Source organism: Streptomyces sp. NPDC001663 (genome assembly GCF_042893105.1).
Classification (GTDB): Bacteria; Actinomycetota; Actinomycetes; order Streptomycetales; family Streptomycetaceae; genus Streptomyces.
Genome location: NZ_JBIAUR010000002.1, coordinates 687376 through 707858, shown reverse-complemented (window position 1 = coordinate 707858; position 20483 = coordinate 687376). Strand labels below are relative to the sequence as shown.

The 20483-nt window shown below is 70.1% G+C and carries 14 protein-coding genes; 6 read left to right on the top strand and 8 right to left on the bottom strand.

Features of this window, described 5'->3' with window-relative positions; all coding sequences use genetic code 11:
* Positions 1–30: 30 nt before the first annotated feature.
* Together ACFY1L_RS09525 and ACFY1L_RS09520 are read right to left on the bottom strand one after the other, a co-directional pair.
* A complete protein-coding gene (locus tag ACFY1L_RS09525; RefSeq protein WP_388820595.1) occupies positions 31–1017 on the bottom strand; it encodes a serine/threonine-protein kinase in 987 nt (328 codons plus the stop codon).
* 256 nt (positions 1018–1273) lie between these two features.
* Positions 1274–3097, bottom strand: coding sequence for a phosphoenolpyruvate carboxykinase (GTP) (locus ACFY1L_RS09520; RefSeq protein WP_388820592.1), 1824 nt, complete (start codon positions 3095–3097; stop codon positions 1274–1276).
* A 342-nt stretch (positions 3098–3439) separates the two neighbouring features.
* On the opposite strand from ACFY1L_RS09520, the gene ACFY1L_RS09515 reads away from it, so the two are divergent.
* The 4 genes from ACFY1L_RS09515 (at position 3440) to ACFY1L_RS09500 (ending at position 7250) form a co-directional block, all read left to right on the top strand.
* A complete protein-coding gene (locus tag ACFY1L_RS09515; protein ID WP_388820589.1) occupies positions 3440–4186 on the top strand; it encodes a hemolysin III family protein in 747 nt (248 codons plus the stop codon).
* A 113-nt stretch (positions 4187–4299) separates the two neighbouring features.
* Positions 4300–5853 (top strand): DHA2 family efflux MFS transporter permease subunit, encoded by a 1554-nt coding sequence (locus ACFY1L_RS09510; RefSeq protein ID WP_388820586.1) that lies wholly within the window; start codon positions 4300–4302, stop codon positions 5851–5853.
* On the top strand, positions 5850–6491 hold the full coding sequence (locus ACFY1L_RS09505; RefSeq protein ID WP_388820584.1) for a TetR/AcrR family transcriptional regulator: 642 nt from the start codon (positions 5850–5852) through the stop codon (positions 6489–6491). Before ACFY1L_RS09510 ends, ACFY1L_RS09505 begins: the two co-directional genes overlap by 4 nt.
* A gap of 33 nt (positions 6492–6524) precedes the next feature.
* A complete protein-coding gene (locus tag ACFY1L_RS09500) occupies positions 6525–7250 on the top strand; it encodes a Mut7-C RNAse domain-containing protein (protein WP_388820581.1) in 726 nt (241 codons plus the stop codon).
* Here the strand turns inward: ACFY1L_RS09500 and ACFY1L_RS09495 are convergent.
* The 6 genes from ACFY1L_RS09495 to ACFY1L_RS09470 all read right to left on the bottom strand — a co-directional run bounded on the left by ACFY1L_RS09495 (position 7247) and on the right by ACFY1L_RS09470 (position 16610).
* Positions 7247–9664: a galactose oxidase-like domain-containing protein gene (locus ACFY1L_RS09495; RefSeq protein ID WP_388820578.1), complete on the bottom strand. Its 2418-nt coding sequence runs from the start codon at positions 9662–9664 to the stop codon at positions 7247–7249. The genes ACFY1L_RS09500 and ACFY1L_RS09495 overlap by 4 nt on opposite strands.
* Positions 9661–10854, bottom strand: a complete 1194-nt coding sequence (locus tag ACFY1L_RS09490; RefSeq protein WP_388820575.1) for a glycosyltransferase — start codon at positions 10852–10854, stop codon at positions 9661–9663. The genes ACFY1L_RS09495 and ACFY1L_RS09490 overlap by 4 nt, the downstream gene beginning before the upstream one ends.
* A complete protein-coding gene (locus ACFY1L_RS09485; protein ID WP_388820572.1) occupies positions 10851–12509 on the bottom strand; it encodes an ArnT family glycosyltransferase in 1659 nt (552 codons plus the stop codon). Before ACFY1L_RS09485 ends, ACFY1L_RS09490 begins: the two co-directional genes overlap by 4 nt.
* Positions 12506–13783, bottom strand: a complete 1278-nt coding sequence (locus ACFY1L_RS09480; RefSeq protein ID WP_388820569.1) for a glycosyltransferase — start codon at positions 13781–13783, stop codon at positions 12506–12508. Before ACFY1L_RS09480 ends, ACFY1L_RS09485 begins: the two co-directional genes overlap by 4 nt.
* A 201-nt stretch (positions 13784–13984) precedes the next feature.
* Entirely contained in the window at positions 13985–16015 is a 2031-nt protein-coding gene (locus tag ACFY1L_RS09475) for a thioredoxin domain-containing protein (RefSeq protein ID WP_388820567.1), read from the bottom strand.
* The gene (locus ACFY1L_RS09470; RefSeq protein WP_388820564.1) at positions 15996–16610 is read right to left on the bottom strand and encodes an ArsR/SmtB family transcription factor; all 615 of its coding nucleotides are present in this window, start codon (positions 16608–16610) and stop codon (positions 15996–15998) included. Before ACFY1L_RS09470 ends, ACFY1L_RS09475 begins: the two co-directional genes overlap by 20 nt.
* Before the next feature lie 115 nt (positions 16611–16725).
* Between ACFY1L_RS09470 and ACFY1L_RS09465 the strand changes: the two genes are divergently transcribed.
* Positions 16726–17196 carry a hypothetical protein gene (locus tag ACFY1L_RS09465; RefSeq protein ID WP_388820562.1) on the top strand — a complete coding sequence of 157 codons (471 nt, stop codon included), beginning with the start codon at positions 16726–16728 and terminating at the stop codon, positions 17194–17196.
* Between the two features lie 77 nt (positions 17197–17273).
* Positions 17274–20474: a tetratricopeptide repeat protein gene (locus tag ACFY1L_RS09460; RefSeq protein ID WP_388820561.1), complete on the top strand. Its 3201-nt coding sequence runs from the start codon at positions 17274–17276 to the stop codon at positions 20472–20474.
* Positions 20475–20483: the final 9 nt, after the last annotated feature.

The window sequence follows — 20483 nt, the reverse complement described above, 5'->3', positions numbered from 1 at the left end:
CCGATTTCGAGGACGGCGCCGGGAGGCGACTCAGACGGTGCCACGGCCCACCGCCCGGGTGACCATCGCGTCGGTCAGGCCGGCGTCCAGCAGGGCCTGGGCGTGCAGCATCAGGCAGGAGGGCACGGACACGCCCGTACCGGCCGCACGGCGGGCCGCCAGCTCGCTGACACGGATCTCGATGGTCCGTTTCACCTTGGGCGGCGGCCATGACGGCTGCTGCGGGGTCTCGGCGACCAGTTCGGCCAGCAGTTCCTCGAGCCGGGGCCGGTCCTCGGGCCGCTTGGCCAGACACCGTGAGACCAGCGGTCGCAGGCCCGGCGGTACGGCGCCCAGGTGCGGCTCGCCGAACACGACCTGGTAGCGCACCGACTCCCCCGTGCCGTGCGGCGGCCGGCCCGACAGGGCGTAGACCAGCACCCCGCCGAGGGAGAACACGTCGCTGGGCGGGCCGGCCTGTGCCCCCTTCATCTGCTCCGGCGACATGTAGGGCGGGGTGCCGACGATGAGGCCGGCCTGGGTGAGGCCGGGCGCTCCGTCGACGCGGGAGATCCCGAAGTCGATGACGCGCGGCCCGTCGGACGCCAGCAGCACATTGGACGGCTTGAGGTCCCGGTGCACCACTCCGGCGGTGTGCACGGCCTGCAGCGCCTCGACCAGGAACGCGCCGAGCCGGCGTACCTGCTCCTCGGGCAGCGGACCGTCCGTGCGGACCGCCTCCGCGAGCGACGGGCCGGGTACGTACATCGTGGCCAGCCAGGGCAGTTCGGCCTCCGTGTCGGCGTCCACCACCGCCGCGGTGTAGGCGCCGCTGACGACCCGGGCGGCCGCGACCTCGCGGGCGAAGCGCTCCCGGAACTCGGGCTCGGCGGCCAGTTCGGGGCGCACGACCTTCACCGCCACCTCGCGCCCGGCGGGCGAACGGCCGAGATACACCCAGCCCATGCCGCCGGAGCCGAGCCGTCCGACAATGCGGTACGGCCCCACCTTCATCGGATCGCTGACCGGTGTGCGCACCCCGCTCACCTCTTTTCGGGGTTCGTTGCAGGATGTCCCGAGTGTCCCGCGAAATCCCGGTCCGCACAGAGGTGATGCGGAAAAAGACGAAGGCCTGTCGTCGCCTTCCCGTCGGGGCGGACGGGAACGCGACGACAGGCCCAGAGCCCCGCACGCCGTTGTACGGAACCTCGTCGGCTGTCACCGCGACCGGCCGTGACGATCACTGGTCAGGGCACATCCGTGCCGGCCGCGGAGCTTTCTCGAAGGGCGGGGTTCAGCCCAGGCGCTGCACCAGCGCGCGGTACTCGTCCCACAGTTCCTTCGGGGTGTGGTCGCCGAAGGTGTTGAGGTGGTCGGGGACCAGGGCGGCCTCCTCGCGCCAGACCTCCTTGTCGACCGTGAGCAGGAAGTCCAGGTCGGACTCGGAGAGTTCGAGGCCCTTGGTGTCGAGGGCGCCCTTGGCCGGCAGGATGCCGATCGGGGTCTCGACGCCCTCGGCCCTGCCGTCGAGGCGGTCGACGATCCACTTCAGGACGCGGCTGTTCTCGCCGAAGCCGGGCCAGACGAACTTGCCCGCGTCGTTCTTGCGGAACCAGTTGACGTAGTAGATCTTCGGGAGCTTCGACTGGTCCTTGCCCTTGGCGACGTCGATCCAGTGGCCCATGTAGTCGCCCATGTTGTAGCCGCAGAACGGCAGCATGGCGAAGGGGTCGCGGCGCAGCTCGCCGACCTTGCCCTCGGCGGCGGCGGTCTTCTCGGAGGCCACGTTGGCGCCGAGGAACACGCCGTGGTTCCAGTCGAAGGACTCCGTCACCAGCGGGACCGCGGTGGCGCGGCGGCCGCCGAAGAGGATCGCCGAGATCGGCACGCCCTTCGGGTCCTCCCACTCGGGCGCGATGATCGGGCACTGCGAGGCCGGGACGGTGAAGCGGGCGTTGGGGTGGGCGGCCGGGGCGTCGGAGGCCGGCGTCCAGTCGTTGCCCTTCCAGTCGGTGAGGTGGGCCGGAGTCTCCTCCGTCATGCCCTCCCACCAGATGTCGTTGTCGTCGGTCAGCGCCACGTTGGTGAAGACCGAGTTGCCCCACAGCGTCTTCATCGCGTTGGCGTTGGTGTGCTCACCCGTGCCGGGCGCGACGCCGAAGAAGCCGGCCTCGGGGTTGATGGCGTAGAGGCGGCCGTCCTCGCCGAAGCGCATCCAGGCGATGTCGTCGCCGATCGTCTCGACCGTCCAGCCGGAGACCGTGGGCTCCAGCATGGCGAGGTTGGTCTTGCCGCAGGCGCTCGGGAAGGCGGCGGCGACGTACTTCGACTCGCCCTGCGGCGGCGTCAGTTTGAGGATCAGCATGTGCTCGGCCAGCCAGCCCTCGTCGCGCGCCATCACCGAGGCGATGCGCAGGGCGTAGCACTTCTTGCCGAGCAGTGCGTTGCCGCCGTAGCCGGAGCCGTAGGACCAGATCTCGCGGCTCTCGGGGAAGTGCGAGATGTACTTGGTGGAGTTGCACGGCCACGGGACGTCCGCCTCGCCCTCCGCGAGCGGGGCGCCCAGCGTGTGCACGGCCTTCACGAAGAAGCCGTCGGAGCCGAGCTCGTCCAGGACCGGCTGCCCCATGCGCGTCATCGTCCGCATGGAGACCGCGACATAGGCGGAGTCGGTGATCTCGACGCCGATCGCGGAGAGGTCCGAGCCGAGGGGGCCCATGCAGAACGGGACGACGTACATCGTCCGGCCCTTCATGGAGCCGCGGAAGACGCCCTTCTCACCGGCGAAGATCTCCCGCATCTCGGCGGGGTCCTTCCAGTGGTTGGTCGGGCCCGCGTCCTCCTCCTTCTCGGAGCAGATGAACGTCCGGTCCTCGACCCGCGCGACATCGGTCGGGTCGGAGGCGGCGTAGTAGGAGTTGGGGCGCTTGATCGGGTCGAGCTTCCGGAAGGTGCCCTTCGAGACGAGCTCCTCGCACAGGCGCTCGTACTCGGCCTCGGATCCGTCACACCAGACCACGTTGTCCGGCTGGGTCAGTGCTGCGATCTCGTTCACCCACGAGATCAGTTCCTGATGGTTGGTGGGGATGACGGGGGGAGCCGCGATGTCGCGCGCCACGATTGCTCCTAAATGAGGGATTTTTGTTTTGGAGGCCCCGTGGGGGCTGCGGCCCGGATGCTCCGTGGCTGGATCTTCAGCGCTCATCCGGTGCCGACCGCACTCATTTGATCATCCGACGAGAGCGCCCATATGTCCAGAGGGCCTCACAGGTGAGCGGAGTGAGGATCGCCACGTGCTTTTTGTGCGCGGAACGTTTATTTGCGTGCACGTAGGGTTCAGGTGACCGTCTCTTGGCGCGGTAGGCCCGAGTGTCAACTCCCGTGAGATGATGGCCACTCTTGGCCGGTTCTCAGGCCGCACTCATCCGCAACTTACGGTTCCGTAGGTACGATGCCGGGCATGACTGCGCCCGTCCCCGACGCGACCACGGACACGCCGGCCGCCGGCCGCGGTTCCGACGCGCCCTCCCTGCCGCACCAGATCAAGCAGCACGCCCAGCACCTCGCCGAGCCGATCAAGCCGAAGCTCCGGGGCTGGCTGCACCTCGGCATGTTCCCGGCCGCGCTGATCTCGGGCCTGGTGCTCACCGCCCTCGCGGACTCGACCAGAGGGCGCATCGCCTGCGGGATCTTCGCCCTGACGGCCTGCCTGCTGTTCGGCGTGAGCGCGCTGTACCACCGGGGCAACTGGAGCCCACGCATGGACGGCGTCCTGCGCAGGCTGGATCACGCCAATATCTTCCTGATCATCGCGGGCACCTACACGCCCCTGACGATGCTGCTGCTGCCGGGCGCCAAGGGGCAGTGGCTGCTCTGGGGCATCTGGGGGGCCGCGGCGGCCGGAATCATCTTCCGGGTCTTCTGGGTCGGCGCCCCGCGCTGGCTCTACACCCCCTGCTACATCGCGATGGGCTGGGCGGCGGTCTTCTTCCTGCCGGACTTCATGCGCACCGGCGGCATCGCGGTGCTGGTCCTGGTGATCGTGGGCGGCCTCCTCTACAGCGCGGGCGGCGTGATCTACGGCATCAAGCGGCCGAACCCGTCACCGCGCTGGTTCGGCTTCCACGAGGTCTTCCACTCGTTGACGCTGGCGGCGTTCGTCGTCCACTACGTGGGGATCTCACTGGTGGCGTACCAGCACGCGTAGCACCACCGACTCCTGAAGGGCCACGGCTTCCGTGGCCCTTTTTTCATGCCCCAAACCTATCGGGAGTCGATGCCTATTGACAGCAACTAGATTTTGACAGCTACTCTCATTTCATGGAAACCATCACTCCCGACCCCCGCCGCTGGTGGGCTCTCGGCGCCCTCGTCGCGAGCATGCTGACCCTCGGCTTCGACACGACGATCCTCAACGTGGCGCTGCCGACGATGGCCGGCGACCTCGGCGCCACCACCGGCCAGCAGCAGTGGATGGCGGACGCCTACGTCGTCGTCTTCGCGGCGCTGATGCTCCCCGCCGGACTGCTCGGCGACCGCTTCGGACGGAGGCGGATGCTGATCGTCGGGCTCGCGATCTTCCTCGCCGGCTCGTTGGCGGGCGCGCTGGCCGGGGACGTGAACTGGGTCATCGCCGCCCGCGCCCTGATGGGTGTCGGCGCCGCGCTGGTCACCCCACTCGCGCTCTCCGTCGTGCCCACGCTGTTCGCCCGCGACGAGCAGCCCAAGGCCACCGCCATCGTCTCCGCCGCCTCCGCGCTCGGCCTGCCGCTCGGCCCGATCATCGGCGGCTGGCTGCTGAACCACTTCTGGTGGGGCTCGGTCTTCCTGGTCAACGTCCCGATGGCCGCGATCGGCATCGCCGCCTGCGTCTTCCTGCTCCCCGAGACCCGCGACCCCGCCTCCCCCGAGGTCGACACCGTCTCCACCGCGCTCACCGCGACCGGCCTCGGCGCCCTGGTCTACGCGATCATCGAGGCGCCCACCCGCGGCTGGGGCGACCCGCTGGTCCTGGCCATGCTCGCGGCAGCCGTCGTCCTCATCACCGCCCTGGTACTGCGCGAACGCCGGGTCGAGCGCCCCATGCTCGACATGACCCTCCTCGCCCACCGCGGCTTCCTCTTCAACACGATCGCCGCGACCCTGGTCATGTTCGTCCTGTCCGGCCTGCTGTTCGTGCTGCCGCCCTACCTCCAGGCCGTCCTCGGCAACGACGCCTTCGGCACCGGCGTACGACTGCTGCCGATGATGGGCGGAATCCTGGTCGCCTCCCGGACGGCCCCGCAGGTCGCCGCCCGCTTCGGCGCCCGGGCCGCGGTGAGCGCGGGTCTGGTGGCGCTGGCCTTCGCCGCGCTCCTCGGCAGCCGTACGACGATCGACTCCGGCTACGGCTTCACCGCGCTGTGGCTCTCGGTCACCGGTCTCGGCTTCGGCTTCTCGCTCATGCCGGCCATGAGCGGCGCCCTCGGCGCCCTGCCCCGGGACCGCGCCGGCAGCGGCTCCGGCCTGCTCATGACGCTGCGCCAGGTCGGCGGCGCGATCGGTATCGCCCTGCTCGGCAGCCTGCTCGCGAGCACCTTCCGCGACCGGCTCGACGTCACCGGGCTGCCCGCCAAGGTGGCCGACACCGCCGGGGACTCCGTCGTCGCGGCGCACATCGTCGCGGAGAAGGCCCACTCCGCCCAGCTGGCCGCCTCCGCGAACAGCGCCTACGTCCACGGCATGGGCCTGGTGCTGCTGGTGTGCGGGGCCGCGGCGCTCGTATCGGCGCTGCTGGCGGCGGCGTTCCTGCCGGGCACCCAGCCCGCGCGGGCTGCCGTACCGCCGCAGGAGACCCCGGACATGGCAGCCGAGCAGGCGGATGCCCGACAATGACCAGCATGACGGCCGCACGTTCTCCCCTCTCCCCCGCCGACCGCCCTGGACTGGGCCTGCGCGAGCGCAAGAAGATCAAGACCCGCGAGGCGATCCGCTCGGCGACCTACGCACTGATCAAGGAACAGGGCTACGACGCCACGACGATCGAGCAGATCGCCGAGCGGGCCGAGGTGTCGCCGTCGACCGTCTTCCGTTACTTCCCGACCAAGGAGGACATCGTCCTCACGGACGAGTACGACCCCCTGATGGTGGAGGAGTTGCGCGCACGGCCCGCCGGGGAGCCGTGGATGGACTCGCTGCGGCACATCATGCAGAAGGCGATCGAACTGACCGCTGCGGAGGACCCCGAGATGATCAAGATGCGCGCGCATCTCGGGGTCCAGGTCCCCGCCGTCCGTTCCCGGATGTTCGAGAGCATGTCGGAAACCGGGCGGATGCTGTGCGGGGCGATCGCCGACCACTTCGGGCTGGCACCGGACGACCTCAGGGTCCGCGTCTACGCGATGTCCCTGATCGGCGGCCTCATGGAGGTCTCCATGTACTGGGCGGAGAACGACTTCAAGGGCGACCTGAAGGACCTCATGCTCCAGGCCCTGGACGTCCTGGAACACGGCCTCCCCACCGAAAAGCCCTGAGCCCGGGGTCCCCTCGCGTGACATCCTGACCCCGTGAACGGTCCCGAGATCCACGTCGAGTTCGCCCCCGACCTTGCCCTGTTCGTCGCCGGTGAGCGGCGCCGGGGCGCGACCCCCGTCACCACGGACGGCGTTTCGTCCCTCGGCCATGTCGTCGAGTCGACCGGGGTCCCGCTGACCGAGGTCGGGGCGCTGTGGGTGAACGGCCGCGAGGTGCCGCACTCGTACGTCCCCGAGGCGGGCGACACCGTGGAGGTACGGACCGTCGACCGCCCCCAGCAGGTCCCCGGCGCTCCCCTGCGCTTCCTCCTCGACGTCCACCTCGGCACCCTCGCCCGCCGCCTGCGCCTGCTCGGCGTGGACACGGCGTACGAGTCGACGGACATCGGCGACCCGGCCCTCGCCGCCCGCTCGGCCGCCGAGAAGCGGGTGATGCTCAGCCGCGACCGGGGCCTGCTGCGCCGCCGCGAGCTGTGGGCCGGGGCGTATGTCTACAGCACCCGGCCCGAGGACCAACTCCGGGACGTCCTCGACCGGTTCCGGCCCGAGCTCAGGCCCTGGACACGGTGCACCGCCTGCAACGGACTGCTGAAGGAGGCCACCAAGGACGAGGTGGCCGACCAGCTGCAGGGCGGCACGCACCGGTCGTACGACGTCTTCGCGCAGTGTCAGGACTGCGGGCGCGCCTACTGGAAGGGCGCGCACCACGAGCAGCTGGTGGCCATCGTGGAGCGCGCCCTGGCGGAGTTCGCCGGTTAACCCTTGCGGATGTCCGCCTTTCCGCAGGCGAGCCCGTCCTTGTTCGGGTCGAGGCCCAGCGGGTCGTCCTTGCCATTGATCTTCAGGCGACCGTAGTCGTTCTTCTTCAGCCAGGCGCAGCGGGAGGCCGCCGTCTTCTTCACGCCCTTCGGGAAGGCGGTCGGCACGCACACGTTGATGGAGCCGTAGTGCCGGTCGCAGCCGGAGATGGTGACGGAGACCTTCTGCGACTTCCGCTTCTTGCCGGGCTCGATCACCTTGCCCGACAGGGAGTCGGCGAAGGAGTGGACGTGCGCGTCGGCGGTGCTCGCGCTGAGCGCCTGCGGGCCCTGCAGATGCACCCACTTGGCCACCGACGGAACGCCGTTGGCGTCGACCGCGAAGAGCATGTACCAGCCGGGCGGGGCCACGTTGGGGTTGCTCGTCACGTTCAGGTCGACGTTGTTGCCGTCCACCGAAAGCGGCAGGTCCACGAACCGCTGGTTCGGGTCCGAGGAGTGCGTGACCGCGGCCGGTCGGATCAACTCGGCCTTGGCGATGGGCCGGTCGACCGTGATCCGCTGGGTGTCGCCGTAGTTCCACTCGGTGTCGATCACCGAAGTGATCGTCGGACGCGTGCCCTTGAGGAGATAGGGCGGCGTGTAGATCGACACGTTGTGGTTCCAGGTGCCGTTGCCCGGGTTGTCACCGGTGGCCATCACCCGGCCGTCCGGCAGCAGGAACGCGGACGAGTGGTAGCCGCGGGCCTCGGGGTCGGCGGCCACCGGGTCGAAGGTGTTGGAGTCCGGGTCGTAGATCGAGGCCTCGAAGACCGGGTTGGCCCGGTTGTGCAGACCGCCGCCCGTCTCCAGGACCTTGCCGTCGGGCAGCAGGACCGCGGAGACGTACATCTTGCCCTGGTTGCCGGTCTCGGGGACCTTGCCGTTGCCCAGGTCCACGGTCCCCTGCGGGATCTGGGGCCCGGCGACGTACGACGGGTTGGCCTGCTTGAGGTCGATGACGTCCGTCAGGCGGTTGCCCTCCGGATTGGAGTCGATGTTGCCGCCGCCGATGGTGAGGACCTTCTGGTCCTGCGCCGGAGGCAGCAGCACGCTCGCGGACTGGTCGCGCTGGTCCTTGTTCTGCAGGCCCGGGATCTGCGTGATGGTGTTGGCGTTGTAGTCGTAGATCGCCGATCCGGTGCCCGGGATGTTGTTGCCGAAGACGTGGCTGCCCGAGTAGAAGAGGCGGCCGTCCTGCATCAGGATCATCGACGGGTACAGACCCCAGTACGACCAGGTCTGGTTGACCTGCCACAGCGCCAGCCACTTCTGCTGGGCGTCCGACCAGTACTCGGCGGTCACCGAGCCGGTCGAGTCCTCGCGCAGACCGCCGAAGGAGACGACGTCACCGTTGCCGAGCTCGGTCGCCGAGGGGTACCAGTGGCCGTCGTTGAGGTCGTTGGTCTTGCTGTACGTCTCGGTCGTCGGGTCGAAGATGTACGAGTCCTTGTAGCCCTCGTAGCCGTGCCCGCCCGCGACCGGGAACGCCTTGTTGCCGCTCAGTACCAGCACCCGGCCGTCCTGGAGCTGGATGTGGCCCGAGCAGAACATGTCCTTCGGGGTCGGGATGACCTTGTAGGAGCCGTCGGCCGGGTTGTAGACGGCGGACGTGAAGGTGCCCGCGTTGAAGTTCTCCTCGCTGTTGCCGGAGCCCGCGATCAGCAGCACCTTGCCGTTGTTGAGGACCACGGAGTGCATGGAGCGCACCGGGTTCTGCGTGGGCAGCACGTCCCAGCGGCCGTTGGCGCACTCGTCCGCCGTGCCGGTGCAGGTGGCGGGCGGGGTGACGTCCGGGACCTGGTCCATCGTGTAGTCGTCGGTGGTCGCCGAGCCGGTGCCGTAGACCGAGACACCCCAGGTGATGCGGTCGGTGCCGGCCGGGACCTCGGGTGTGCGGACCGTGGCCTGGGTCCAACTCCCCTGCATCTCCAGGGTCTTGAGGTCGGTCCAGTACTGCCAGCCGGCGGTGGTGTCGTGCCGGAACAGCGTGATGTTCGCGTCCGGCGTCGTCGTCTTGTACCAGAGTCCGAGGTCGTACTGCTTGCCCGCCGTCACCACCGGCGCGCACCCTGTCGACTCGGTGATCAGCGCCTTGCGGTCGCCGTTGACGCGGCGGGTCAGCGACACCTTCATCGCCTTGGACCCGCTGTGCGCGTCACTCGTCGTCTCGAACGTGAAGTCGTTGTCGCCCCAGCCGGACTTCTCCCAGCAGTACGGCATCCCGTCGGTGCCGGCCGTCTCGAAGCCCGGGTTCTTGACGAGGTTGGCGGCCTCGGCGGACTGGGGTGAGGTGAGGAGCAGACCGGCGGTCAGGGCCCCCACCCCGACCAGTGCGGTCCGTCTTCTGTGCTTGGCCGAAATGCGTCTGTTCACACGGCTCTCCTTGGTGCGGTACTCCCCCCACGCCCCCTGCGCGGGAGATAGACCAGCGCTTCAGTCCCCACGAAGCGCAGGACGAACGTCGTCACCAGCGCGAGCGCGGTGGCGGACAGGGCCCCCATCCCGAACCGGTGCACGAACAGCGCGATCAGCGGGATGCGCAGCACCAGGTCGGCATTGGCGAGCAGCGCGAACCGGCCCACACGGTCCCACCAGTTGCGGTGCCGACGGCGGTCGCGGAACAGCAGATGCTCGATGAGTACGAAGTTCCAGGCGACGCCGAGCTGGTTGGCGAGGATCTCGGCGGGGACGTAGTGCATCCCGGCGGCGGTCAGCGCCCACAGCCCGAGCAGGTTCGGGAAGAAGCCGGTCGCGCCGATCAGACCGAAGGCCACCATGCGGGCGATCGGCGAGGCGGTGCGCAGGCCGACCAGGTGGCGCAGGAAGCGGAAGCCTTCCTGCGCGGACGACTTGGACTCCCCGGCGAACCGGTCCTGGAAGACGAACGGCACCTCGGTGACCTGGCGGGGCCGACTGCGGACCGCAAGTTCGAGGAGGATCTTGTAGCCGAGGGGCTTGAGGGCCTCCGCGGTGATGTCACTGCGGCGGATCGCGAAGAAGCCGCTCATCGGGTCGCTGATGCCGTGCAGTTTGCGCGGGAACAGGGACTTGGTCAGCCAGGTCGCGCCGCGCGAGACGGCCACGCGGTAGCTGCCGGCCAGCCCTGCCCGGCTGCCGCCCTTGATGTACCGGGAGGCGACGACGAGTCCGGCGTTCGCGCGCTCGCCGGTGGCCACCAACTCCGGTACCAGGGACGGCGGATGCTGGCAGTCGCCGTCCATGACGACAATCCAGTCCGACCCGGCCGCCTTCATGCCCTCGACGACCGCGCCGCCGAGCCCGCCGACCGGCTCCTCCCGGTGCAGGACGGTCACCGGGAACGGGCAGTCCTTGGCGGCCTCGTAGATGACCTCGGGGGTGTCGTCGATGGAGTCGTCGACGAAGACGACCTCGCAGGGCAGCCGGGAGGGCACCGACTCGGTGATCTGGTGCAGGAGTTCGCGGATGTTCGCGGACTCGTTGAACGTCGGTACGACGATGGTGACGGCACCGGGCTCGGCGATTTCGGCGCCGCGTACGGCGGGATCGTTGAGCTCCCCCGGAGCGGTGTACTCGTGGGTCATCGGGTGCCTCCATCAGCGGTACCGGCCGTCTGGATCTGCCGGATCTCGATCCGGTCCTCTCCGGTACCGAACGTGGCGACCGGGGTCGAATGCTCAATGGCGGCCTTGACGTTGGGCAGGTCCACCGCGTCGCGCCGCACCGTCGGGGAGGCGACCACGTAGTCGAGGTCCTTCCAGCCGTGCGGCATCGTCTTCGTGACGGCCGGGTCGAGGTCGGCCTTGTAGAACCAGATGACGCCGAGCCCCGGCTGGTACCCGTCGTGCACGAGGTCCAGCCAGAGCGCGTCGTCGACCAGCACCCGGGTGTCCTTCGGGTCGGCGACCTCGGTGGTGAGCCACTTGGAGGCGGCCCGGTAGGGGGCGTTGGCGTCGGCGGTGACGGCGGTGCGGTCGCCGTCGTACCACTTCGGGACGACGTACGCGCCGGCGGCGATCGCGAGGACGGCCGCGAGGGCGTACCGGCCGCCCGTCGTCCAGCGCTGCTCTTCGGGGCGCCGCCACCTGCGCAGCACGGCGTGGGCGACGGAGGCGGTGCCTCCGGCGAGGACCAGGGCGAGGAAGGGCAGCGCCTGGATGACGTACATGGCGGGCAGGTAGCCGTTGGGCCGCATGGCCAGCCCGGTGAGGATCGCGATCGTGAGGGCCGGTCCGGCGAGCGCGCGGGCGGTGACCGACCAGCGCCAGGTGGCCACCAGCAGCAGCGCGCCGGCGAGTCCGCCGAGCGGCAGGACGCGGTCGTAGTAGAGCCACGAGTGCAGGACGCCGTAGGAGCCGGAGCCCTGGTCCAGGATGAAGCCCGAACCGGGCCTGGTCATCTGGTACTTGATGCCCTCGAAGAGCGAGACGTGTCCACCGCCCGGGAACAACTCGCCCTTCAGCAGTGCGAAGAGGGGATAGCTGAAGCCGATCAGCGCGCAGGCGGTGACGGCGCCGGTCACCGCGAACTTGCGGGTGTCGCGGTGGCTGTGCCGCCACATGGTGACGAACAGCGCCGGCAGGACGACGAGCATCGTCTCCTTGGTGAGCACCGCCGTGGCCGCCGCGAGGCCGGCCCCGAAGTGGTGCCAGAGGTGGCGGCTCGGGGAGGCGGCGAGGGTGAAGGCGAGGAGCGTCCACATCACCGCGAGGTTGTCGAGAAAGATCTCGCGCTGCAGCACGACCGAGAGCGGCGAGAGGCCGAACAGGGCCATCGCGAGGCCCGCGGCCCAGCGGGGCAGGGACAGGCGGCGGGCGAGGACGTAGACGAGGACGGCGCTGACGGCGCTGATCACGAGCATCGTGACGCGCATGCTGCCGACGGTCATCGAGCCGGGGCTGAGCCACGACGGTATCCAGGTCAGCAGGGCCAGCTGGATCCAGCCGAGGGGCGGGTGGTCGTACCAGTACGTGTAGTGGGCGAGGCCCTTGCCCTGCTGGACCGCCCAGGCCTGGGCGAGGTAGGTGCCCTCGTCGTCGCTGAGGGTCGGGTAGTCGGCGATGTTCCAGCCCTGGACGACGAGGATCGCCACGAGGAGCGCGCCGCACAGGAGGAGGTCGGGGCGGGAGGAGCGGAGGCGTTTCGGCGGGGCCGTTCGACCGGTCGAACCGGCCTCAGGCGCAGGCTGCCGCTGCGCGGGGACCTTCGGAGTGGTCACCGCGGGAAGGGTGGAGGTCACGCAGGGACGTCCTCTCGGAGGTCTCGGGTCACTTCGGTCCGGGTGAGGTGGGCCCCGACATGGCTGGTCAACTCCCAGTCGTTGCGGCCGCGTTGCTCACGCCATACGGCGCGGATCGCGGCCCCGGCGAGGAGGACCTGGTAGAAGGGGCCGCCCACGATCAGCTTGAGGTAGTGGACGAGGCGGACGCGCAGTCCGTACTGCTTGCCGAAGTCGTGCAGTCCGACGATCTCGAAGACGAAGGTGACCGCGGCGGTGACCAGCGGCAGGAAGGTGAGGAAGGCGATCCCGACGGGCACGTCGAGGAAGAGCGCGACCGCCGCGTTGAGAGGGATGATCACGCCGGAGAAGGCCTGCAGGAACGGCGTCATGAGGGTGTACCGGGCGAGCAACCGCTGCCCGAATCCCGGCAGTTGCTTCCAGTCCTTCTTCCGGTAGACCTGCAGGAAGCCCTGGTTCCAGCGGGTGCGCTGCTTGAGCAGCGACATCAGCGAGCCAGGAGTCTCCTCCCGGGTCACCATGTCGGAGTCGTAGGCGACGACGACCTTCTTGCCGACGGAAGACAGCCGCACGCCCAGGTCGCAGTCCTCGGCAAGGCAGTTGGGGTCCCACCCGTCGGCTTCCCTGAGCACGTCCGTCCGTACGAAGACGGTGTTGCCGCCGAGCGGGATGAACCCCTTCTGCGCGTGCAGATGCAGTCGGGAGCGGAACCAGAAGAAGTACTCCAGGCAGTTGCGCAGGGAGTACCAGCTGGAGTGGAAGTTGATGAGCTGGACCCCGCCCTGCACGACGTCCGCACGGGTCGTCCGGAAGGCGTGGTCGACGTGCGCGAGGAGCTCGGGATGGACCTGGTCCTCGGCGTCGAAGACCCCGACGACGTCGCCGCGGCAGTGCGGCAGCGCCGTGTTCATGGCCTTCGGCTTGTTCTTCTTCTCATGGGTGTCGACGACGACACGGACGCGCGGGTCGCGTTCGGCGGCCGTCTCGGCCACCGCCGTGGTCTCGGGATCGTCGTGCCCCACGATCACGATGATCTCGAAGTCGGTGTGTGTGGACTCCAGCAGCCGCTGGATGGTGTGGTCCAGCACGGCCTGTTCGTGCCGCGCCGGCAGCAGCAGCGAGAACGAGACATGCTCGTCCCCGTCCGGTCTGCTGAATCGGGTGGAGGCGAGCACTTCGGGCGTACGCCACGCGTGCATCTGCCACCACAAGGTGAAGGCCGCCATCCAGAACAAGGCCAGCGAGACAGCAGCAATGAAGACAGACGTCAACAACAGATCCCCCCAGATCCCAATGCCCCCTGTCGCGACAGTGAGTCACATCCGTCGCGTCACTGTGCAGAGATTAGGGGGGAACTGTGAAGCGGGGGAGCTGTTCCGATAAATAGCGTGTTTCGGAACGGTGGGGCGACTAGCGGGACTTACCCGAAGAGCTGCCCTATCCGGGCATGCGGAATCGCCCCGTCCCGTTCCGTTTCAGCCGCTCAATGCCGTGCGCAGCCGCTCCCGGTCGGTGGTCGGGGCGTCACAGGTGAAGTTACGGCAGACGTACGCGGTTGGTTCACCGCCCACGAGGGGCCGATCGGCGAGCAACGGGAACTCGTCACTCTCCGCAGTTCCCACGGCTACGACGGTGCCGGGCGCGGTGGCCAGAAGTGCCGTACGGTGCAAGGCCTTTGTGCCCTCGTCGTCCAGTGCGGGGCCGACGATCGCCACCTCCCGCGGCCCGTCGAGCTGCGCCTCGGCGACGGCGAGCCCCCAGCCGATGAACCGGGGCACCCGCGGACCGAGCGCCTTCACGACCCCCAACGCCCTTTCGGCGGCGGTGCGATGGGGCTCGGCGCCGGTCTGGGCGGCGTAACTCAGCAGCGCACCCGCGGCGGCCGTCCACCCGGAGGGTGTCGCGTTGTCGGTCGGGTCCTGCGGCCGGCGGATCAGCTGCTCGGCGTCGGCGGCGGTGTCGTAGAGCGTGCCGGTCTCCGGGTCGACGAAGCGGGCGAGTACGTGGTCGAGCAGGAACCCGGCGAACTCCAGCCAGACGCCCTCACCGGTGACGGACGCGAGCGCGAGGAAGCCCTCGGCGACGTCCGCGTAGTCCTCCAACACTCCCGCGTTGGCGCCGACTTGGCCGTCCTTGCTGGTACGGGCGAGACGGACCTGCTCGTCCAGATGCAGCCGTACGAGGAGATCGGCCGCCGTTACGGCCGCCTCGACGAGGTCGGGGCGGTCGAAGTAGGCGCCGGTCTCGGCGAGCGCGGCGATCGCGAGCCCGTTCCAGGCGGCGACGACCTTGTCGTCACGGCCGGGGGCGGGGCGGCCGGAGCGGGCCTCGAGGAGACGTCCCTTGACGGACTCGACCTTCACGGCGTCGAACACGCCCTCCTGCTGCGGAAGTTGGAGGACGGACTGACCGTGTTCGAAGGTGCCCTCTTCGGTGACGCCGAAGTACTGGGCGGCGAGCTCGGCGTCTTCGCTGCCGAGGACCTCCGTCAGCTGCTGAGGGGTCCACACGTAGTACGCGCCCTCGACATGCTTCCCGCTCCCGTCGTCGCTGTCGGCGTCGAGGGCGGAGGCGAACCCGCCCTCGTCCGTGCGGAGTTCACGGACCATGAAGTCGGCGGTCTCGAGCGCGACACGACGGGCGAGCTCGGAGCCGGTGCTGCGCCAGAGGTGGGCGTAGACGCGGCACAGCAGGGCGTTGTCGTACAGCATCTTCTCGAAGTGCGGTACGACCCACTCGCGGTCGACGGAGTAGCGGGCGAAGCCGCCGCCGAGCTGGTCGTAGATGCCGCCGCGGGCCATGCGTTCGCAGGTGTCGTGGGCCATCTGCAGTGCACCCTCGGCGCCGGTGCGGGCGTGGTGGCGCAGCAGGAACTCGACGACCATGGACGGCGGGAACTTGGGGGCGCCGCCGAATCCGCCGCGCTGCGGGTCGTATTCGCGGGTGAGGCCGAGCAGGGCCCGGGCGAGCTCCTCCTCGCCGGGGGTCTGCGTGTCGCCGTAGGAGATCTCCCGGCCGGCGAGGTCCCGCACGATCTTTCCGGCGACCTCGGCGACCTCGTCGCGCCGGTCGGTCCAGGCGGAGCGGACGCCCTCCAGGACCTGGCGGAAGGAGGGCATGCCGGAGCGGGGGGCGGGCGGGAAGTAGGTGCCGAAGTAGAAGGGTTCGGCGTCGGGTGTGAGGAAGACGGTCATGGGCCAGCCGCCCTGACCGGTGGCGGCCTGCACGGCTTCCATGTAGACGGCGTCGACGTCCGGGCGCTCCTCGCGGTCGACCTTGACGCTGACGAAGTGTTCGTTGAGGAAGTCGGCGGTGGCCCGGTCCTCGAAGGACTCGTGCGCCATGACGTGGCACCAGTGACAGCTGCTGTACCCGACGCTCAGCAGAACGGGTCTGTTCGTCTTCCGGGCCTCGTCGAAGGCCTCCGTCGACCAGGGCCACCAGTCGACGGGGTTGTCGGCGTGCTGAAGGAGGTACGGGGACGTCTCATGGGCCAGTCGGTTCACTGTTCCACTCTCCCACGGGCTCGGGCACCGCGTAGAAACGCATGCTGACCGGGCGCGCCCCCTCGGGGGCGGTGTCGCGGGAGTGGCCGTGGCGGTCGAGGAGGGCGTGGTACTCGCGCATGAAGGCGAGGAGTTCGTCCTTGGTCATCCAGGCGCCGTGCCGCTGGACCTGCGCCCAGCCGTCCGGCCCCCGGTACTCCTGGTGGGCGCGGCGGAACAGCTCGGTGTCGACGTCGATCTTCAGCAGGGCGAGGTGCTCGGCGGCCGCGTACTCCTCGGCGGTCATCGTGGCCGGGTCGGGCGTGGTGTGGCTGAACGGCAGCGAACGCCACCACCTCTCCCGGCCGCCGGACTTCTCCGGGATCTCCTCGATGAGCCGCTGCTCGGCGAGTTTGCGCAGGTGGTAGCTGGTGGTGCCGGAGCTCTCGCCGAGCTCCTTCGCGAGCACGGTGGAGTTCGCCTCGCCATGCCGACCGAGGTACTCGAGGATCCGGCGGCGCAGGGGGTTGCCGAGGGACTTGTAGAGGGCGGTGCGCTCGAGACCGGTCATCTCGGGGCGCTCGGCGCTGGTCGTCTCGGGCGGGCCGTCGGTCATGCGGCCACGGTAACCCTGAGAACCCTGAGTCGTCCCTGATGTCTGCCGAATTTTCTTTGCAGAATTTTCTCTGCGGTCTAGCGTTGGAGGCGTGGGAAACGGGAGGGAGCAATCCATGAGGCCGACGAGTCCGACGACGCCGATGAAGAGGCAGCCGTACAAGAAGCTGCTGCTGGGGTGGACGCTGCTCCTGCTGGGCGTGGCGGCCTTGCTGCTGAAGAGGTGGACGCTGGTCCTCCTGGGCGCGGCGGCCGTGCTGCTGGTGCCGTGGATGGTGGTGCTCGGCCTGACGCCGCCGGGCAGCACGGAGGTGCGGAACTGGTCGCTGGCCTGGATCGGCCTGGACGTACTGATGGCAGCGGGCTGCGCGACAACGGCCCTGCTGGGCCTGCGCGGTGACCCCCGAGCCCGCCTGACGGCTTCCGCAACGGCCGCCGTCGCGGTCCTGGACGCCTGGTTCGACATAACCACGGCCACGTCGGGCTCGGCCCTGCTGCAGGCGTTGGCCTGCGGGGTGGCGGAGGGGGCGCTGGCGGTGGCGTGTGTGTTTCTGGCGGTGGGTGGGCACCGTTCCCGCGCAGAATGATCGCCGCACCCTCGCGCTCACGCCCGACCCGAAGGACACTCGTAGGCAAAGGAGTTGCCGCCGGAGGGGGACGTGACATGCGGGACAGCCATCGGGCGGATGCCGAACGGCTGTTGGCCCGGGCCGTGGAGGAGGAGGTGCGGCGCTCCGGCGGGCGCACCGACGGGACTGTGCTGCTTTCGCGGGCGCGCGGCGCGCTGGACGTGATGGCGCAGACGGCCGCCGAGGAGTACGAGGCCTACACACGCGCACTGGACGAGGCGGAGGCCGGCCGGCTCACCTTCGCACAGCGCTACGCGAAGGAGGGTTCGGGAACTCCCCTGCTGGTGGCGGCCGTTGGCGCGGTCGCGGCCGCCGTGGCCGACCTGGTCCTCGGCACCGACACGGGCACGGCCGTCGGCGTGGGCGTGACCGTCGGTGTCGTCGGCGCCGCCGCGACCGTGGTCAAGGTCGCCGGCTCCCATCTGCCCGCGGCCCACCACAAGGCCGGCGCCGTGAGCCAGCCGGGCGGCCCGGAGCAGCTGCGGCTGCAGTGGCTGACGGCGCTCGAGGTGCGCGGCATCCGCCCGTTCCTCGACCAGCAGCGCGTGCTCGCCGCCTCCACCGGCCCGAAGAAGACGGGACCGAAACTGCGCGGCACGGACAAGAGTGCGGCGGCCCGCGGACGGAACGTACTGGCGCAGTCGTTCGGTCAACTCCCCGAACCGGCAGGCGTGTTCGCGGGCCGGCGGCAGGAGATGGCGCGGATCCGGCAGTGGGTGCAGGCGGCCCGCGCGAGCACGGAGACCCGACCGACGGTCGTGGTGCTGCACGGCACGCCCGGCAGCGGCCGTACGACACTCGCCGTACGCGCCACGCACGACCTGAAGGACTACTTCCGAGGCGCCTGCGTCGTCGACCTGCGCGGCGGCAGCCCGGAGGAGCAGCCGCTGTCCACCCGCGACGCCCTGCTGCACCTGCTGAACCGGCTGGGCGCACCGCGCGAGCAGCTGCTGTTCCGTGAGCGCTCCTCCCCCGACCAGCAGGTCAAGCGGCTGAGCGAGCTGTACCACCAGCATCTGACGGGCCTTCCGGTCACGATCGTGCTGGACGACGCCTCGGACGCCGACCAGATCCGCACGCTCGTCCCCGAGCGCTCCGACAGCCTGGTCCTGGTCACCGCACGTGAGCCCCTCGAGCTGCCCTCCGACCTCCAGGCCCATGTGCACGAACTGCCGGTCGAGGCCCTGGACTCGGCGGGCGCGGAGGAACTGCTGGACGCTGCGGCACAGGACAGCTCCGGTCCATACGATGCCGATTCAGCCGACCGGATAAGGGAGTTGTGCGGCGGGCTGCCGCTGGCGCTGAGCATCGCGGGCTCGTCGCTGGGTCCGCGTGCACCGCGTCAACTGGCCACGGATCTCGCGGCGTACGGCCCCGTCGAGCCGATCGAGCGCGTGCTGTGGCTGCGCTACACGGACCAGTCGGAGACGGCCCGCAGACTGCTGCGCCGGCTGGCCCTGGCCGGCCGGGCCTCCCTGGGCGGCGCCGCGGCCGCCTCCCTCCTGGCGACGGACGAGGCGGAGGCGACCCGCCATCTGGTCGCGCTCTCCCGGGCCGGCCTGATCGACCATGTGCGCGGCAACCGCTACCGCCTGCACGACCTGGTGCGGGCCTTCGCCCAGGCCCGCCTCCTGGACGAGGAGGAGGCGGCCGAGCGCTCGGCCGCGCAGGAGCGCCTGATCGTGAACTACGCCGACCTCGCGGACTCGGTGCTGCGCCTGGTCGACGGCAACATGTCGACCCGTTCGGACCGCTTCAGCCCGCACGGCTTCACGTCCCTCGACGAGGCGCTGCGCTGGCTGGACGACGAGTCGAGCTTCATCACCTCGACCCTGCGGCACGCCGAGGGTGTGAACCAGGCGGCGGTACTGAACCTGCTGGGCGCGCTGTGCGACTACTGCCTGCTGCGCGGCGACCTCTACCGCCTGGGCGAGATCAGCGAACTGGCGCAGGCCGTCGACCAGGGCCTGCTGGTCCGCTCGGTGCAGTGGCGCACGGGTATCGCGGCCCGGCAGCTGGGCGAGCTGGACAAGGCGCGGACGACGCTGACGTCGGTGGTCGATCTGTACATGGAGGCCCACCACGACGCGGGCGCGGCGCGCGCCCTGTGCTCCCTCGGCATCACCCTGCACCACCAGGGCAACCTGACGGAGGCGGCGGCCAAGCTCCGCGAGGCCCTTGACCTCCAGTCGCCCCCGGAACTCGCGACGGACCGCGCCTGGACGATGCACGCCCTGGCCGCGGTGGAGCGGGACGAGGGCCATGTCTCCGAGGCGCTGCGCCTGCTCAGCGAGTCACTGGTGCTGCACCGCGAGGGCGAGTCCGTGCACGGCGAGGCCTGGGCCCACTTCCAGCTCGGCCAGCTGTCGCTGCGCATGGGCGACGTCCCGCGCGCGGAGTCGGAGCTGCGCGCGGCCCTCGACCGCTACGGCCGCACCCGCGACGCCCGCGGCGAGGCCTGGGCGCTGACCCAGCTGGCCCGCGCCCGCCTGGTCGCCGGCGACCCGTCCCCGGCGGTGGACGGCCTGCGCCAGGCGGCGTCCCGGCACCGCGAGAACGAGGACGCGCGCGGCGAGGCCTGGACTGTCTACTACCTGGGCCAGGCCCTGGAGGAGACGGGCAACCTCGACCACGCGGTCCGCGAGCTGGAGCGCTCCCGCACGATGTTCTCCCGTATGCGTGACGTCTATGGCCTGGCCTGCGCCCGCCACCACTCGGCCAGAGTCACCCGCGACCAGCGCGCGGCCCAGACGGGCTCGCTGCGCAACTCCGGCTTCGCCCGCCAGCTACTGGTCGACGCCCGGGCCGACTTCCAGCGCATCGGCGTCGCCCACGGCGAGGCGTGGACCTGCCTGGAACTGGCGGTGGTGGACGCGGGCAACGCTCGCACCCAGCAGGCGCTGACCCTGTGCGACGAGGCGGTCGGCCTGTTCACGTCGTACGGCGACCGCCGCGGCGAGGACTGGGCCCGCTTCCTGCGCTGCACCCTTCTGCCGTACGCGGCGCCCGGCGGCTTCGAGGTCGGCACGGCGGTGGCCCAGGAGGACCTGGCCCAGCTGTCCCGCACGGGCCATCCCCTGCGGGACGAGAAGCTGGACGACTACGTGGAGGCGTACCAGCTGCTGCTGGAACGCGGCGTGAGCCTCGAGGCGGGCTGGCAGGCCTGGCGCCTGGGCATGGTGCCGAGCCGGCACGCGCGGGAGGTGATGGGGGTGGCGGTGCCGGCCACGCAGTGACCGCCGCGC

Bases quoted from the DNA above. Each gene is read 5' to 3' on its own strand.
- ACFY1L_RS09515 (WP_388820589.1), top strand. From the start codon at position 3,440: ATGACTGCGCCCGTCCCCGACGCGACCACGGACACGCCGGCCGCCGGC.
- ACFY1L_RS09510 (WP_388820586.1), top strand. From the start codon at position 4,300: ATGGAAACCATCACTCCCGACCCCCGCCGCTGGTGGGCTCTCGGCGCC.
- ACFY1L_RS09505 (WP_388820584.1), top strand. From the start codon at position 5,850: ATGACCAGCATGACGGCCGCACGTTCTCCCCTCTCCCCCGCCGACCGC.
- ACFY1L_RS09490 (WP_388820575.1), bottom strand. From the start codon at position 10,854: ATGACCCACGAGTACACCGCTCCGGGGGAGCTCAACGATCCCGCCGTA.
- ACFY1L_RS09470 (WP_388820564.1), bottom strand. From the start codon at position 16,610: ATGACCGACGGCCCGCCCGAGACGACCAGCGCCGAGCGCCCCGAGATG.
- ACFY1L_RS09465 (WP_388820562.1), top strand. From the start codon at position 16,726: ATGAGGCCGACGAGTCCGACGACGCCGATGAAGAGGCAGCCGTACAAG.
- ACFY1L_RS09460 (WP_388820561.1), top strand. From the start codon at position 17,274: ATGCGGGACAGCCATCGGGCGGATGCCGAACGGCTGTTGGCCCGGGCC.